The organism is Kluyvera huaxiensis (assembly GCF_040149365.1).
GTDB classification, from domain to species: domain Bacteria; phylum Pseudomonadota; class Gammaproteobacteria; order Enterobacterales; family Enterobacteriaceae; genus Kluyvera; species Kluyvera intermedia_A.
In genome coordinates, this window is sequence record NZ_JBEFLV010000007.1 from 194,713 (window position 1) to 209,494 (window position 14,782).

Sequence of the window (14,782 nt, forward strand, 5' to 3'; positions counted from 1 at the left end):
ATTTACTCGCTTTATTTGCATATTAATGCATAACAATGGCACAAATCAATGCAAATCTGCTTACCGACGTATTTCTGGCAAACGGCGGCATTCTAGAGACAGCCTAGGCAAAAGTCTACCTTAAAGGACAATTTTTATCATTATTTTGTGGCACTGGATAAATCAGCCGCCAAAAGAGGTCAAAAAGATCAGATAAGTCGTTGTGGAAAACGCTTGCGGACCAGGAAGAGTGTTAAATCGCATCAGGCAGAGTGAAAAAGTAGACCAGATGGTCAAAATTTACATTTAACCAACACATTATGGCAAGAAAACATATAAAAATAGCCAGTTTAGGCTTAATATTAAAAAATACAGATAAAATAAAGGGCGATAAAATATCGCCCTGCGTAATCAAGTAGTTATGATTACAACAACCACATCACGATGGGTAATAAACTCTTATAGATCATTCAAATTCAATACATCACGCATGTCAAAAAGACCATTTGATTTTGATTTAAGCCACAATGCCGATCTGACCGCGCCATTAGCAAACGTCATACGACTGGAAGCCTTGTGCGTAATCTCCACGCGCTCGCCAATATCAGCAAACATCGCAGTGTGTTCGCCCACAATGTCACCTGCACGAACGGTGGCAAAGCCAATGGTGCCCGGCACGCGTTCGCCGGTATAACCTTCGCGAGAATAGACCGCGCAATCTTTCAAATCTTTATCCAGCGCCCCGGCAATCGCCTCACCCATCGCCAGCGCGGTGCCTGAAGGCGCGTCCACTTTATGACGGTGGTGCGCTTCAATAATTTCAATATCGGTGTAGTCACCCATCACCTTCGCCGCTTTCTCCAGCAGCTTCAGCATCACGTTTACGCCGACGCTGAAGTTGGCCGCGAACACGATGGCAATCTGCTGCGACGCATCACGAATGGCCTGCTTTCCCGCATCATCGAAACCGGTGGTGCCGATGACCATGCCTTTACCGTGCTGACGGCAAAACGCCAGGTGCGTTAGCGTGCCTTCCGGGCGGGTAAAATCAATAAACACGTCAAAATCATCTTTTACCGCGTCGAGGCTGCTCTGAACGGTGACGCCTGATTTCCCAGCGCCCGCCAATTCACCGGCATCGCTGCCCAGTAAAGAGGAACCTTCGCGTTCCAGCGCAGCGCCCAGTTGAACGCCTTCCATCGCCATCGTGGCCTGAATTAACTGCCGTCCCATGCGGCCGCCAGCGCCCGCAATGGCAACGCGGATTTGTGCATCATGCATAGCTATTCTCTTTTGTTAATTTTGCGTAAATCGTTTTCAGAGTAACTAGCCCGCAGCAGGGTCGCCAGCCGAAAACGTCCATAATTAGAATTTAATGATAAACAGAGAGGAATATCAGTAAAAGACATGATTCATCCCGCAGGATGAATCATTGCCGCAGTGAGGGAAAGAAGTCAAACTTGCTCGCAATGACGCGGAGTGGTGGGAAAACAACCAGAAAAGCTCAGGCTGCCAGCCAATCAACGTAGCCCTATTGCAGATAAGGATTTCAGGGCAGCAACGAATAGCGAACGATCATTTCTCCCTTCTTGAGCTTCAACTGGGTTATCGTCACGTCGCCAATCTCAGATAAACAGGCGACGTGTGTCCCACCGCAGGGATAGGCCGGCAGCTCACCAAACGCCACCAGCCGCAGACCGCCTTCGAAAGCCATTCGACGCGGAAGAGCTTCTACCTGCCAGGCGCTAATAATCGCCAGTAAGGCCTCCGCTTCTGGCAGCACCGCCGATTCACCCGCCGCAAAGGTAATACGCCCTTCCCCCGGCCAGTGATGTGCTTTAACCGGCCGCCAGCCGCACTGCTCGCCCGCCATACCAATCAAATGTCCGGCAGAATGTAATCGCGCATGATACTGACGGGCAGCAGCATCAATGCGCAGCAGGGTTTCCCCCAGCGGTAATGCCTGCTCGACGATATGTACTACGTCATCACCACGAGAGATCACGCTTTGCACCGCGACATCGCCAATCCAGCCGCCGTCCGAAGGCTGCCCGCCGCCCTGCGGGTGAAATAGCGTACGGTCTAATGTAATGGCATAGCGTCCATCTGGCTCAGCTATGCAGGTCGTAACGTTAGCCTGCCCCATAGTGGCATCGCTGGTGTAATAAAGGCGTTCAGTCATGGTTGTTCTCCTCTTGATGAGCAGAGTATATTCACTTTAACTGCGCCGATAATCCCGCTTACGCTCAATGCATCTTTGCCTGGAACGCACAAATGAACCCTAATCTACTCCCCGACCTTGCGACCTTTGTGTTGATTATCGACCAGGGCAGTTTTTCTGCGGCCGCAAAAATCACGGGGGCGACGCCTTCGGCCATAAGTCGTAGCGTTTCGCGCCTTGAACAGGCGCTAGGCAGCAAACTACTGCACCGCACCACGCGTAAGCTGGCGCTGACCGCCACCGGTAAAATGGTGTATGAACACGCCCAGGAGATGCTGAGTGCGGCACAAATGGCTTTCGATTCCGGCAGCAGCCACAAAAGCGTCGCGCAGGGGAAGCTGACCGTCAGCGTACCTAAAGCCGTTGGGCGCTTTGTGGTTCACCCTCTGATGGCGGAGTTTTTCGCACGTTTCCCCGAGGTGGATGTCTGCCTAAGGCTGGAAGACCGCTACATGGACTTAATTGACGATGGCGTCGATCTAGCGCTGCGCATCAGCCAATCACCCTCGCCCGGCCTCTACGGCAAGCCGCTGATGCCGGTCAGCCACGTTATCTGCGCTACCCCGGAATATTTACGCCGTCACGGCACCCCGGAAAATCCACAGGCGCTGCGCGACCACAGCTGCATCAGCCTTGGCGAAACGCCCGCCGACTCGCGCTGGAAGTTTCGTCGTGGCGATAAGGTCGAAACCCTGCAAACGCGCGGGCGCTATGCCGCCAACCATACCGGCGTGCGGCTGGATGCGGTGAAGCATCATCTGGGGATTGGCAGTTTGCCGCTATTTACCGCGCGCGAAGCGCTGGCAAGCGGCGAGATTGTGCTGGTGCTGCCCGAGTGGGAGTTTATCAGCGACTACAGCGGTGACCTGTGGCTGCTGTGGACGCGCGACAAGCACATGCCTGCCAGAATGCGGGCAATGATTGATTATCTCAGTGAGAAACTCTCAGGCTCCGGTGTCTGACAGACGCTCAGCACCTGCTGTCGCAGCCAGCGATGCGCCGGGTCAACTTCCATTCGGGGATGCCACATCTGCGAGACGGTAATCGGCGGCGTGTCCACCGGTAGCGCAAACCCCTGAAATAACCCTTCACCAAAACGCATCTGCTGGCTAGCAAACCAGGAAGCGGGAACCTGAGCAATGAGGTCGGAGTGTTGAACGACCGACATTGCCGCCGAATATCCCGGCACGATAGCGGCAATTTTGCGCTGCAAGCCATGCTCAGCCAACGCGCTATCTACCGGCCCCTGGGCTTTACCCTGGCGCGATGACACCACATGCCCATAGGCCGCGTAGCGATCCGCACTCACTTCCTCCGTTTGCAACAGCGGATGTCCCTGCCGCACCACACCGACAAAACGGTCGCGGAAAAGCGCCTGCAGGCGGATCTCCGGCCCCATCCCACTAAGGACGCCAATCTCCAGATCGACCCGCCCTTCGCGCAGCGGCGCGGCATCTTTTTCGGCTTTCGGGACAAAACAGAGACACACGCCCGGTGCAACAGCCGCCACCGCGCTAATCAAACGTGGCCCGAAGGTTTCGATAAACCCTTCGTTAGTACGCAGCGTAAATGTTCTCTCCAATGCAGGTAACGTCAACGCTGATACGGCGGGGGTCAGAACCGAACGCGCCTCCATCGTGGCGCTATTCGCACGTTGCTGGATGGCCTGCGCGTGCGGCGTTAACACCATCCGCCTGCCCGCACGTACCAGCAATGGATCGCCTGTGGCGGTACGCAGCCGGGTTAAGGTCCGGCTCATCGCCGAAGCGCTCAATCCCAAACGGCGGGCAGCGCCGGCGACGCTGGCTTCGCTCAATAGCGCATCCAGCGCCAGCAGCAAATTGAAATCAGGTTCGTTCATCGTTGGCTCCGAATCAGATAAGGCGTCTGGTGCAGGTTATTACTGTAAATGTTGCGTCTTCCGCCATCTAATGTTTGCTTCTATATTTTCGACATCACGCGGCATTCGCGAACGGGAGAAAATCTTATGCACAGCAAAACTCTACTTTTGATTGGCGCATCACGCGGCCTCGGCCACGCCATGGCGGAAACCTTTGTTCACCACGGCTGGCAGGTGATCGGCACCGTCCGCGATATCACGCAACACACGCCGCTGCATGCGCTGACGCGCGTATACCCGCAGCAGATACGTATTGAGCAACTGGATATCTGCGAACCGGCGCAAATCAGTGCGCTACGCCAACGGCTCAGCGGCCAGGCGATTGATATGCTGTTTGTGAATGCCGGAACCACCAACCGCGACCCGTCGCAGACCATTGGCGAAATCACCACCGACGAGTTCATGCAGATCATGCTGACCAACGCGCTGTCGCCGATGCGGGTCATCGAGCAATTCGCGCCACGGATCGCCGCCGGCGGATTGATTGGCGTCATGTCTTCAGGACAGGGGAGTATCACTAACAACGAAAGCGGGCAGCGCGAACTTTACCGGGGAAGCAAAGCGGCGCTGAATATGTTTATGCGCAGCCTGGCGGCGCGTCCAGCTATGAAGGCACGACCGATGGTAACGATGGCACCAGGCTGGATAAAAACGGCGCTGGGCGGCCCTGATGCGCCCTACACCATTGAGGAAACCATCCCACTGTTGGTCGACGTACTGCTGGAAAAACAGCAGCGTCCAGGGCTTGAATATCTCGACTTTCGCGGTAATACGGTTCCCTGGTAATGATCACACCGCGCGTGACAGCACCTCAGCTACCCACTGCTGGAAGCCAGCAACATCTAGCCCCAGCGCCACTTGTGCATTCGCGGGGTGGCCGAGCCGTCCTTCGATATCCACAACGGTAGTGCCTGCGGTATATTGCCCCTGGGTTTCCACGGCGACAAAACACGATTGCAGCGTAAACAGCTCAGGGCGTACCAGCCATGCAATGGCGCACAGGTCGTGCATCCGCAAGCCGCTTTGCATGCTGCCGCTGCGATAGTGGCTAAACAGCGCGTGCAGCATATTGCCGGTTTTGTTGAGCGCAGGAAGGGAAGCGAGATAATCCGGCGCCAGCATCGCCTGATTGGTCACATCCAGCCCGCACATCACAATATCCAGCCCGCTGCGGAACACCAGCGCGGCGGCTTCCGGGTCGATAGCGATATTGAACTCCGCGTTTGGCGTAAAGTTACCGCGCCCGGCGGAGCCGCCCATAATCACCAGGCGGCGGATGTTAAAGCGGCATTCAGGATATTGCGTCAGCAGCAGAGCAATGTTGGTTAGCGGGCCAATCGCCACCAGCGTAACCGGCTCCGGTGCCAGCATCAGCGCATCGCGGATCGCCTGAAACGCCGGCTTTGCTAGCGGCTGTCGGTTATGTTCAACAAAGTCGTAGCCTTCCATACCGGATTCACCGTGCACGGAGGCGGCGTCGCGTAGCGGACGAACAAGCGGTGCCGCCGCGCCCTGCGCCAGCGGAATATCGGCATCCCAGAAGTGCAGCAGCTGTAGCGCATTACGCGTGGTTTTTTCGACGGAGACATTACCGGCGACGGTGGTCATTAACTGCAGATCCAGCTCGGGAGCAAAAATCGCGGCGGCAATAGCGGCGGCGTCATCAATACCGGGATCGGTGTCTAGAAATATTGGCAGGCGCATGATTTCTCCATAAAAAATGCCAGACGTTAAGCCTGGCATTTTTTCACATCTGCGGGAGATTTAATTTATTCGACTTCACGAACATCCATACGCAGCTCGCGTGGAACTTCAAAAACGATATTCTCTTCACGGCCTTCGAGGGTGATGGCTTCACCACCGCCCAGCGACTGCAGACGAGCAATCACGTTTTGCACCAGAATATCCGGCGCCGAAGCTCCGGCGGTTACGCCGACACAGGTGGCATCTTTTACCCAGGCTTCCTGAATATCCGTTGCGTCGTCAATCAGATAGGCGGCTTTACCCATCCGCTGCGCCAGTTCGGCCAGACGATTCGAGTTGGAGGAGTTTTTCGAACCAACTACCAGCACTACATCCGCCTGTAGGGCAAGCGAGCGCACAGCTTCCTGTCGGTTGGTGGTAGCGTAGCAAATATCATCTTTGCGCGGGCCGACGATTTTTGGGAAACGCTGGCGCAGTGCATCAATGACATCGGAAGTATCGTCCACCGAGAGCGTAGTCTGGGTCATAAACGACAGTTTATTTTCATCCTTCACCGCCAGCGACAGCACGTCTTCCGGCGATTCGACCAGATACATGCCCCCTTTAGGGTTGCTGTACTGACCCATGGTGCCTTCCACTTCCGGATGTCCGGCGTGGCCGATAAGAATCGACTCTTCGCCGCGACGACTGGCACGAGCAACTTCCATATGCACTTTAGTCACTAGCGGGCAGGTCGCATCAAACACCGTTAAATCACGGCCTTTGGCTTCATTACGCACGGCCTGAGAAACGCCATGAGCGGAGAAGATCAGGATCGCACCATCCGGCACTTCGCTAATCTGCTCGATAAAGATAGCCCCGCGTTCGCGCAGGCTGTCCACCACGTAGCGGTTATGTACCACTTCGTGGCGCACGTAGATTGGCGCGCCATAAATGGCGAGCGCATTTTCAACAATGCTGATAGCGCGGTCAACGCCTGCACAAAAGCCGCGTGGGTTGGCCAACAGGATCTGCATTTTACGCCTCCAGTACCGGATCGACTTCCAGTACTTCAATATCAAAGTGAACAGTATGACCGGCCAGCGGGTGGTTGAAATCAACCGTGATCGAATCACCGTTAATCTCGCGCACTACGCCCGGCATTTCGCTGCCATCCATTGCGGTGAACAGCATGATCGCGCCGATGGTTGGCTCGCCCGCATCCATAAATTCGCGGCGGGAAAAATACTGGATAAGGTCAGGCGTTGAAATACCAAACGCCGCATCCGGCTCCAGCGAGAACGCTTTTTTGTCTCCGGCTTTTAGGCCGAGAAGGTGCTGTTCCAGCCCTTCAGACAGCGTAGCATCACCCAGACGAAACAGCGCCGGTTTGCCGTTGCTACGGGTTGACTCGGCGGTAGAGCCATCGTCCAGTTTCAGCGTGAAGTGCACTAGCACCGCACTATTGCTTTGAATCGTTTTAGACATGCAGGGACAGCCTTTTATCTTACGACATTGGAATGACGATTATTGTTATCAGTATGGCACCGTATTTTGTGCTTTCTCTTCGCCTGTTTGCCCGGTGGCGCTACGCTTATCGGGCCTACAAGGATTGCCTTATACTGTAAGCCGGATAGCGCGAGCGCCATCCGGCATTTTTTATGCGGCTTTTTTCTCTTTAGAAGGTAAGAATCCTTCCAGCACAACCAGCGCCGCACCGATGCAAATGGCGGTATCGGCCAGGTTGAAGGTGGCAAAGTGCCAATCACCGACGTAGAAATCGATCATGTCGACGACGAAACCATGCCACAGACGGTCGAACAGGTTACCCAGCGCGCCGCCAATAATCAGCGCATAGGCGATGTTATTGAGTTTCTGCGTCGCTTTGGAGCGGTACATCAGCACCGCCAGGATAACGCAGATCCCCACCGCAATTCCGGCGAAGAACCAGCGTTGCCAGCCGCCGCTGTCAGCCAGGAAGCTGAATGCGGCGCCATAGTTACGCGCATAATGCAGATTAAGCGACGGGAACAGCGACACCGTATCCCCCAGAGCAAAGTTCTGGAGGATCAGGTATTTACTGCCCAGGTCGATAATCAGCACGACCACCACCAGCCATAGCCAGCGCAGCCCTGTTGAACAGACAGATTGACTCATCAGGCAAACTTACGTTTTTCGCCATCACCGGCGATGTTGCTTACACAGCGGCCACAGATTTCTTCGTGTTCCGCCACCTTGCCAACGTCCTGGGTGTAATGCCAGCAGCGCGGGCACTTCTCACCTTCGGCTTTATTCAGCGCCACTTTCAGGCCTTTCAGCAGTTCGCTCTGCTGGGCATCCGCAGTCGCCTGCGCATAATCCGCAACTTTCGCACCGGAGGTCAACAGGACAAATCGCAGTTCGTCACCCAGCGCGGTCAGTTTCGCCGCCAGCTCTGGTTCGGCGTACAGAGTCACCGCCGCTTCCAGCGAGCCACCAACTTTCTTGTCAGCACGCGCCTGCTCGATAACCTTGTTCACTTCGCCACGAACCTGCAGCAGAACGTCCCAGAAGCCGTCATTCATCGCTTCGCTTTCGTCCAGACCAAACAGACCTTCGTACCATTCGCCGGTAAAGACGTATTTCTCGCGAGAACCCGGCAGATAGCCCCAGATTTCATCCGCGGTGAAGGACATGATCGGTGCCATCCAGCGAACCAGCGCTTCTGCGATGTGATACAGCGCAGTCTGGCAGCTACGACGCGCCACGCTGTCCGCTTTCGCGGTGTACTGACGGTCTTTGATGATGTCGAGATAGAACGAACCCATTTCAACGGAGCAGAAGCGCATCAGACGCTGTACCACTTCGTGGAAATCATAGGATTCGTACGCTTTCAGGATGTCTTCCTGCGCTTCTTTCGCGCAGCCAACCGCCCAGCGATCCAGAACAACCATCTCTTCCGGTTTCACCATGTCTTTTACCGGATCGAAACCGTTAAGGTTCGCCAGCAGGAAGCGCGCGGTGTTACGGATACGACGATAGCTGTCGGCAGCACGTTTGAGGATTTCATCAGAAACGGCCATTTCGCCGGTGTAGTCGGTGGATGCCACCCACAGGCGCAGGATATCCGCACCCAGTTTGTTCATCACGTCCTGCGGAGAAACGGTGTTACCGATAGATTTGGACATCTTACGGCCCTGACCATCAACGGTGAAACCGTGGGTCAGTACCTGACGGTAAGGCGCTTTGCCTTTCATCGCCGTGGAAATCATCAGGGAGGACATGAACCAGCCGCGGTGCTGGTCAGAACCTTCCAGATACATATCCGGGGTGTGGCCGCCAAATTCTGGACGCGCATCAACCACGGAATAGCTGGTAGAACCGGAGTCAAACCACACATCCAGGGTATCCGGCACTTTCACGTAGTTATCAGCGTCGTCGCCGAGAATTTCACGCGGGTCGAGATCCCACCACGCCTGAATACCGTCTTTCTCAACGTATTTAGCGACTTCTTCAATCAGCTCGGTGGTACGCGGGTGCAGCTCTTCGGTGTCTTTATGCACGAACAGCGACATCGGCACGCCCCAGGTACGCTGACGGGAGATACACCAGTCAGGACGGTTGGCGACCATCGATTCGATACGCGCTTTACCCCATGCAGGGATCCAGCCGCTCAGATTTTCTTTCGTCAGACCATCCTGCTCGATACGGTCGATCTCTTTGAGCGACTGAATACGCAGGCCTTTCTGATCCATGCTGATAAACCACTGCGGCGTCGCACGGAAGATGATTGGCGTTTTGTGACGCCAGCAGCACGGATAGCTGTGCAGCATTTTCTCAACGTGCAGCAGCGCGCCTTTTTCGGTCAACAGCGCAACGATTTTATCGTTGGCTTTGAAGACGTTAACACCGTCTAATTCTGGGTAGGTGCCTGCCAGGTAAGCGCCGTCTGGGCCAACCGGGTTAGCAATCTCCAGACCGTATTTCTGGCTGATAACATAGTCATCAGGACCGTGGCCACCCGCGGTGTGTACCGCACCGGTACCAGCATCCAGGGTCACGTGATCGCCCAGAATCGCTGGCACGTCGAAGCCCATGAACGGATGGGTAAAGCGCATCAGTTCAAGATCAGCACCTTTAACGGTGCCCAGCACGGTGTAATCGGTCGCGCCGATACGCGCCATGACGCCATCGAGCAGATCTTTCGCCACGATGACGGCCTGACCGTCAATCTGCACCAGCGCGTATTCAAACTCAGAAGAGATAGAGATCGCGCGGTTCGCAGGTAGCGTCCACGGGGTGGTCGTCCAGATAACCAGGGAAACAGGGCCATTGACGTTGCTGGCACCAAATTTCGCTTTTACCGCGTCCGCATCAACGGCGTGGAATGCCACATCGATAGATGGGGAAGTTTTGTCGTAATACTCCACTTCCGCTTCTGCCAGCGCAGAACGGCAGTCAACGCACCAGTGAACAGGCTTAGCACCTTTCAACATGTGACCGTTGTGAATGATTTTACCGAGCGCACGAATGATGTTGGCTTCAGTTTTGAAGTCCATTGTCAGGTACGGGTGCTGCCAGTCGCCCAGCACGCCCAGACGGATAAAGTCGTTACGCTGACCATCAACCTGGCCTGCTGCGTATTCGCGGCATTTCGCGCGGAATTCCGCCGCCGTGAACTTCTCACCCGGCTTACCGAATTCTTGTTCAACCTTGAGTTCAATCGGCAGACCATGACAGTCCCAGCCTGGAACGTAAGGCGAGTCGTAGCCGGTCAGTCCTTTGGACTTAATAATAATGTCTTTGAGAATCTTGTTTACAGAGTGACCAATATGAATGCTGCCATTCGCATATGGAGGGCCATCATGCAGAATGAAGGTTTTTTTGCCCTTTTTCGCGTTACGAATGATGCCGTACAGGTCATCTTCGGTCCAACGCGCCAGCATTCCCGGTTCACGCTTGGCGAGATCGCCGCGCATCGGGAACCCTGTTTCCGGCAAATTCAGGGTTGATTTATAGTCACTCATCAGATTCTCGGTTCCGTATTTTTACGTAGGCATTTAAGCCGGGTTTGATAGCCCAAAAAACTCGCGGGCCGTTAATTCATCACGCGCAATCTGCGCCTTTAGTTCATCCAGCGACGCAAATCGCTGCTCATTGCGTATTTTCTTACGCAGCACTACATCTATGTGGAGACCATAAAGGTCCATTACAACGTCCAGCAAATGCACTTCCAGCTGCTGGCGAACGCCAGCAACCGTTGGGCGTGTGCCAATATTGGCCACGCCCGGCAGAGGCTTATCACCCAGCCCCATCACTTCTACCGCATACACCCCTTTTACCGGGGAGACCTGACGACGCAGCGGCAGGTTTGCCGTCGGGAAGCCAATAGTGCGGCCCAGCTCATCGCCGTGCACGACGCGACCGGAGATAATAAACGGATGGCCCAGCAGGTTTTCGGCTTGCTCAAGGTTATCCTCGGCCAGCGCCTGACGCACCGCAGTACTACTAATACGCACACCGCCGTGACAGAAGGTTTGCGTACTGGTGATGTCGAAGCCAAACTCCGAACCCGCCTTCTGTAATAACAAGAAATCGCCCTGACGACCAGCGCCAAAACGGAAATCATCCCCTACTGCAAGGAACTGGACGCCAAGACGTTTCACCAGCAGGTCGCTAATAAAAGCCTGGGCGGTCAGCGCGGCAAAGCGTCGGTCAAAGCGTAAGCAAACGACGTAGTCCACTCCACTTTCAGCCAGATAGCGCAGCTTTTCGCGCAGACGCGTCAGGCGCGCCGGGGCTTTATCAGCGGCGAAAAGTTCCAGCGGCTGCGGTTCAAAAATCATCACCACCACGGGCAAACCTCGCGCCCTGCCTTCAGCACGTAAGCCCTGCAGTAGCGCCTGATGCCCACGATGCACACCGTCGAAATTACCAATGGTCAGTACGCACCCATGTGGTGCCTGACTGAGATTATGTATGCCGCGTATCAGCTTCATGTCTGGCTCAAAAGAGTGAAAATCGTCAGAGTATACCTTGTACAGCTGCTCACGTTAACCCGCTATTGCACCTCGTTGCCGAAAGAGGGAATGATTTCATCGGCATCCGTCGGAATGGCAAGAAAATATAGCCGGGCCGGGTGATTTTTGTGCCAGAAAGACTGTATTCGTTGCCCACAAGCTGGTAGAATCCTGCGCCATCACTACGTAATGCAGCGTTGTCATTTTAGCGGCGCTTATTTGCACAAATCCATTGACAAAAGAAGGCTAAACGGGCATTCTCCTCGGCCTTTGAATTGTCCATATAGAACACATTTGGGAGTTGGACCTTGGCTAATATCAAATCAGCTAAGAAGCGCGCCGTTCAGTCTGAAAAGGCCCGCAAGCACAACGCTAGCCGTCGCTCTATGATGCGTACTTTCATCAAGAAAGTATACGCAGCTATCGAAGCTGGCGACAAAGCTACTGCACTGAAAGCATTTAACGAAATGCAACCAATCGTGGACCGTCAGGCTGCTAAAGGTCTGATCCACAAAAACAAAGCTGCACGTCATAAAGCAAACCTGACTGCACAGATCAACAAACTGGCTTAATCGCCCGCTTGTTATCAGCTTTGAAAAAAACCCGCTTTATGCGGGTTTTTTTACGTCTGTAATTTGGGATGTTTGACCTGATTGACGCAGGGGAAGGACAAAATGCAGGCCCGATAAACCGGAGCAATCATCGAGTGATGAGCTCCGGACTCGCTGCTCACACAGCGTCTATCAGGCAGATTTACCGCTTTCGCCTCTCAGCGAGTCACCTTTTCCGGCTCGGCAAAAAGCGCAGAATAATCGCGATGGCAGATACGCTGTACCGCCGGGTGCTGAATCATGCGTTCGGCAAATATCGCGTGATACTCCTCCATGACGCTGTCCATACGACCGATTTCCACGATGCTGTTATCCGCATAAAAATCATGCGCGTACAGCGTCGGTGCGACGAAAATAGCGTTATGCGCAGCCCCAAACGCCTTCATCAACGCGGCGTCGTCAAACTCGCCAAGAATCTCCACCTTCAGCCCCTGGACGTTAAACCAGTTCAGTAGTTTACGTCCCAGCATGGAACGGCGGCCGGGTACCAGCAGGCGGCGCTCTTCCAGACAGGCCGGGAAGGGTTTTTCCGGTGGCGGATTCATACACCAGAAGCTGACGCTGCACTCACCAATCTTCACCGAGAACAGCCCTTCCTGCTGCGTGGAGTCGATTGGGCAGTCGGAGATAATCATATCCAGCTTATGCTGGCTCAACTGCTCCAACAGCATCTCGTGCGTGGATTCGAAGCAGCGCAGATGAATTTGCTCATCCTCCACCACCGCAGCATCCAGCACGCCGCTCACCAGCCGTTTTGACAGCGCATCGGCCACGCCGACGTCAAACAGCAGGTTGGACTCTTTGCGATAGTTAACGATATCCAGCATTTCCTGGCTTAAGGTGAACATCTTATCCGCATAGCGGAACACCAACTCGCCCAGTTCACTCGGCTCAATCCCGCGCCCTTTACGTTTAAACAGCTTGCCCTGCAGACGCTCTTCCAGCGCCTTGATCTGCCCGGTAATAGTCTGAGGCGTGAGGTACAGCGCCTCCGCCGCCCCCACGACCGAACCTTCCTTGTAGACATGCCAAAAGTAGTACAGATGGTTGTAATTAATGTGCGACATGCCCTGTGCTCCCCTCTCCTTTAATTATCATTTTCGATACTTACGCCGTTTGCGGCTTTAAATACGCGCGCAACAAGCTATATCCCACCACTGCCGACAGCACGGAGCCGACCAGAATTCCCAGCTTCGCCCAGTTAATCAGCGACGGATCGACACTGCCAAAGGCCAGGCTGGCGATAAAGATAGACATGGTAAAGCCAATGCCGCACAGCAGGCCGACCGCCATAATCTGCGAGAAGTTCGCGCCTTCCGGCAGTTTGGCCAGCTTCAGCTTCAATGCCAGCCAGCAGAACAGGCTGATTCCCAGCGGCTTACCGATAAACAGGCCCGCGATAATGCCCAATGGCAGCATTGACGTCAGGCCGCTGAAAGTGACGCCCTCCAGCGAAACCCCGGCATTCGCAAAGGCAAACAGCGGCAGGATCATAAAGGCCACCCACGGATGCAGTACGTGCTCAAGCTGCTTCACCGGTGATTTCCCATCCTGCTCGCGCAGAGGAATAAAGAAGCCAACAATCACACCGGCCAATGTCGCATGTACGCCGGATTTCAGTACCGCTGTCCACAGTATCATGCCAACCAGAATATAGATCCCCGTGCGGCGAACTCCGCTGAGATTCAGAGCTGCCAGCACCACAATAGCGGCCGCGGCGACGCCCAGCGACAGTAACGACAGATCGTTGGTATAGAACAGAGCGATAATGACAATCGCCCCCAGATCGTCGATGATCGCCAATGCCATCAGGAAGATCTTCAGCGAGGCCGGTACCCTGCTGCCGAGCAGCGCCAGTACGCCTAATGCGAAGGCAATATCGGTGGCAGCCGGAATCGCCCAGCCGCTGCTGGCGATAGGGTCCTGAGCGTTAAAAGCCAGGTAAACCAGTGCCGGAACGACCATGCCGCCCAGCGCGGCGATCACCGGGAATATTGCCTGGCGACTCGTCGCCAGCGAGCCTTGCATCAGCTCGCGTTTGACCTCAAGGCCAATCAGCAGGAAAAAGACCGCCATCAACGCGTCGTTGATCCACAGCAGCATGTTTTTATTGATTTCCAGAGCGCCAACCCGCAACTGCACAGGCATTTCCAGGAAAGCATGATACAGACCGCTGGTTGCGCCCATATTAGCCATCAACATCGCTAATACCGCGGCAATAATCAGAAGAATGCCGCCGGAGGCATCGTTGTTAAAAAAGCGCTGAATATGTTTCACTTTTCATACTCTCTATCAAGTAAATACTTCGTGATAACTATCTTACATCGCTAAACACATCGTTAAAATTAGATTATACATGACAAACTGCTCGGTTTTACCGAACAAAAAA

The 14,782-nt window shown here is 54.6% G+C and carries 15 protein-coding genes; 3 read left to right on the forward strand and 12 right to left on the reverse strand.

Annotated features, from left to right (window positions below; genetic code table 11):
- Window positions 1-438: 438 nt before the first annotated feature.
- Window positions 439-1,260, reverse strand: a complete 822-nt coding sequence (gene dapB, locus ABOC97_RS09865) for a 4-hydroxy-tetrahydrodipicolinate reductase (RefSeq protein WP_349596889.1) — start codon at window positions 1,258-1,260, stop codon at window positions 439-441.
- Window positions 1,261-1,528: 268 nt separating this feature from the next.
- The gene (locus ABOC97_RS09870) at window positions 1,529-2,161 is read right to left on the reverse strand and encodes an alanyl-tRNA editing protein (RefSeq protein ID WP_349596892.1); all 633 of its coding nucleotides are present in this window, start codon (window positions 2,159-2,161) and stop codon (window positions 1,529-1,531) included.
- 92 nt (window positions 2,162-2,253) lie between these two features.
- Between ABOC97_RS09870 and ABOC97_RS09875 the strand changes: the two genes are divergently transcribed.
- On the forward strand, window positions 2,254-3,162 hold the full coding sequence (locus ABOC97_RS09875; protein WP_349596895.1) for a LysR family transcriptional regulator: 909 nt from the start codon (window positions 2,254-2,256) through the stop codon (window positions 3,160-3,162).
- On the opposite strand, the gene ABOC97_RS09880 is transcribed toward ABOC97_RS09875, so the two are convergent.
- Window positions 3,126-4,061, reverse strand: coding sequence for a LysR family transcriptional regulator (locus ABOC97_RS09880; RefSeq protein ID WP_349596898.1), 936 nt, complete (start codon window positions 4,059-4,061; stop codon window positions 3,126-3,128). The two genes, ABOC97_RS09875 and ABOC97_RS09880, sit on opposite strands and share 37 nt — an antisense overlap.
- Window positions 4,062-4,187: 126 nt before the next feature.
- Between ABOC97_RS09880 and ABOC97_RS09885 the strand changes: the two genes are divergently transcribed.
- Window positions 4,188-4,886, forward strand: a complete 699-nt coding sequence (locus ABOC97_RS09885; RefSeq protein WP_349596901.1) for an SDR family NAD(P)-dependent oxidoreductase — start codon at window positions 4,188-4,190, stop codon at window positions 4,884-4,886.
- 3 nt (window positions 4,887-4,889) lie between these two features.
- Here the strand turns inward: ABOC97_RS09885 and rihC are convergent, their stop codons facing one another.
- The 7 genes from rihC to ABOC97_RS09920 all read right to left on the reverse strand — a co-directional run bounded on the left by rihC (window position 4,890) and on the right by ABOC97_RS09920 (window position 11,939).
- Window positions 4,890-5,804, reverse strand: coding sequence for a ribonucleoside hydrolase RihC (gene rihC, locus ABOC97_RS09890; protein WP_349596904.1), 915 nt, complete (start codon window positions 5,802-5,804; stop codon window positions 4,890-4,892).
- A 65-nt stretch (window positions 5,805-5,869) separates the two neighbouring features.
- The gene (ispH, locus tag ABOC97_RS09895; protein WP_349596907.1) at window positions 5,870-6,820 is read right to left on the reverse strand and encodes a 4-hydroxy-3-methylbut-2-enyl diphosphate reductase; all 951 of its coding nucleotides are present in this window, start codon (window positions 6,818-6,820) and stop codon (window positions 5,870-5,872) included.
- Between the two features lies 1 nt (window position 6,821).
- On the reverse strand, window positions 6,822-7,271 hold the full coding sequence (gene fkpB, locus ABOC97_RS09900) for an FKBP-type peptidyl-prolyl cis-trans isomerase (protein WP_234504784.1): 450 nt from the start codon (window positions 7,269-7,271) through the stop codon (window positions 6,822-6,824).
- 171 nt (window positions 7,272-7,442) lie between these two features.
- Window positions 7,443-7,940 (reverse strand): signal peptidase II, encoded by a 498-nt coding sequence (gene lspA / locus ABOC97_RS09905; RefSeq protein ID WP_349596912.1) that lies wholly within the window; start codon window positions 7,938-7,940, stop codon window positions 7,443-7,445.
- A complete protein-coding gene (gene ileS / locus ABOC97_RS09910) occupies window positions 7,940-10,789 on the reverse strand; it encodes an isoleucine--tRNA ligase (RefSeq protein WP_349596915.1) in 2,850 nt (949 codons plus the stop codon). Before ileS ends, lspA begins: the two co-directional genes overlap by 1 nt.
- 33 nt (window positions 10,790-10,822) lie before the next feature.
- Complete coding sequence (gene ribF, locus ABOC97_RS09915; RefSeq protein ID WP_349596918.1) at window positions 10,823-11,761, reverse strand: bifunctional riboflavin kinase/FAD synthetase; 939 nt, start codon at window positions 11,759-11,761, stop codon at window positions 10,823-10,825.
- A 49-nt stretch (window positions 11,762-11,810) separates the two neighbouring features.
- Window positions 11,811-11,939 carry a hypothetical protein gene (locus tag ABOC97_RS09920; RefSeq protein ID WP_234504789.1) on the reverse strand — a complete coding sequence of 43 codons (129 nt, stop codon included), beginning with the start codon at window positions 11,937-11,939 and terminating at the stop codon, window positions 11,811-11,813.
- A 151-nt stretch (window positions 11,940-12,090) separates the two neighbouring features.
- On the opposite strand from ABOC97_RS09920, the gene rpsT reads away from it, so the two are divergent.
- On the forward strand, window positions 12,091-12,354 hold the full coding sequence (gene rpsT / locus ABOC97_RS09925) for a 30S ribosomal protein S20 (RefSeq protein ID WP_003018940.1): 264 nt from the start codon (window positions 12,091-12,093) through the stop codon (window positions 12,352-12,354).
- Window positions 12,355-12,551: 197 nt separating this feature from the next.
- On the opposite strand, the gene nhaR is transcribed toward rpsT, so the two are convergent.
- Window positions 12,552-13,460, reverse strand: a complete 909-nt coding sequence (gene nhaR / locus ABOC97_RS09930) for a transcriptional activator NhaR (protein WP_234504790.1) — start codon at window positions 13,458-13,460, stop codon at window positions 12,552-12,554.
- A 40-nt stretch (window positions 13,461-13,500) separates the two neighbouring features.
- Complete coding sequence (nhaA, locus tag ABOC97_RS09935) at window positions 13,501-14,670, reverse strand: Na+/H+ antiporter NhaA (RefSeq protein ID WP_349596923.1); 1,170 nt, start codon at window positions 14,668-14,670, stop codon at window positions 13,501-13,503.
- Window positions 14,671-14,782: the final 112 nt, after the last annotated feature.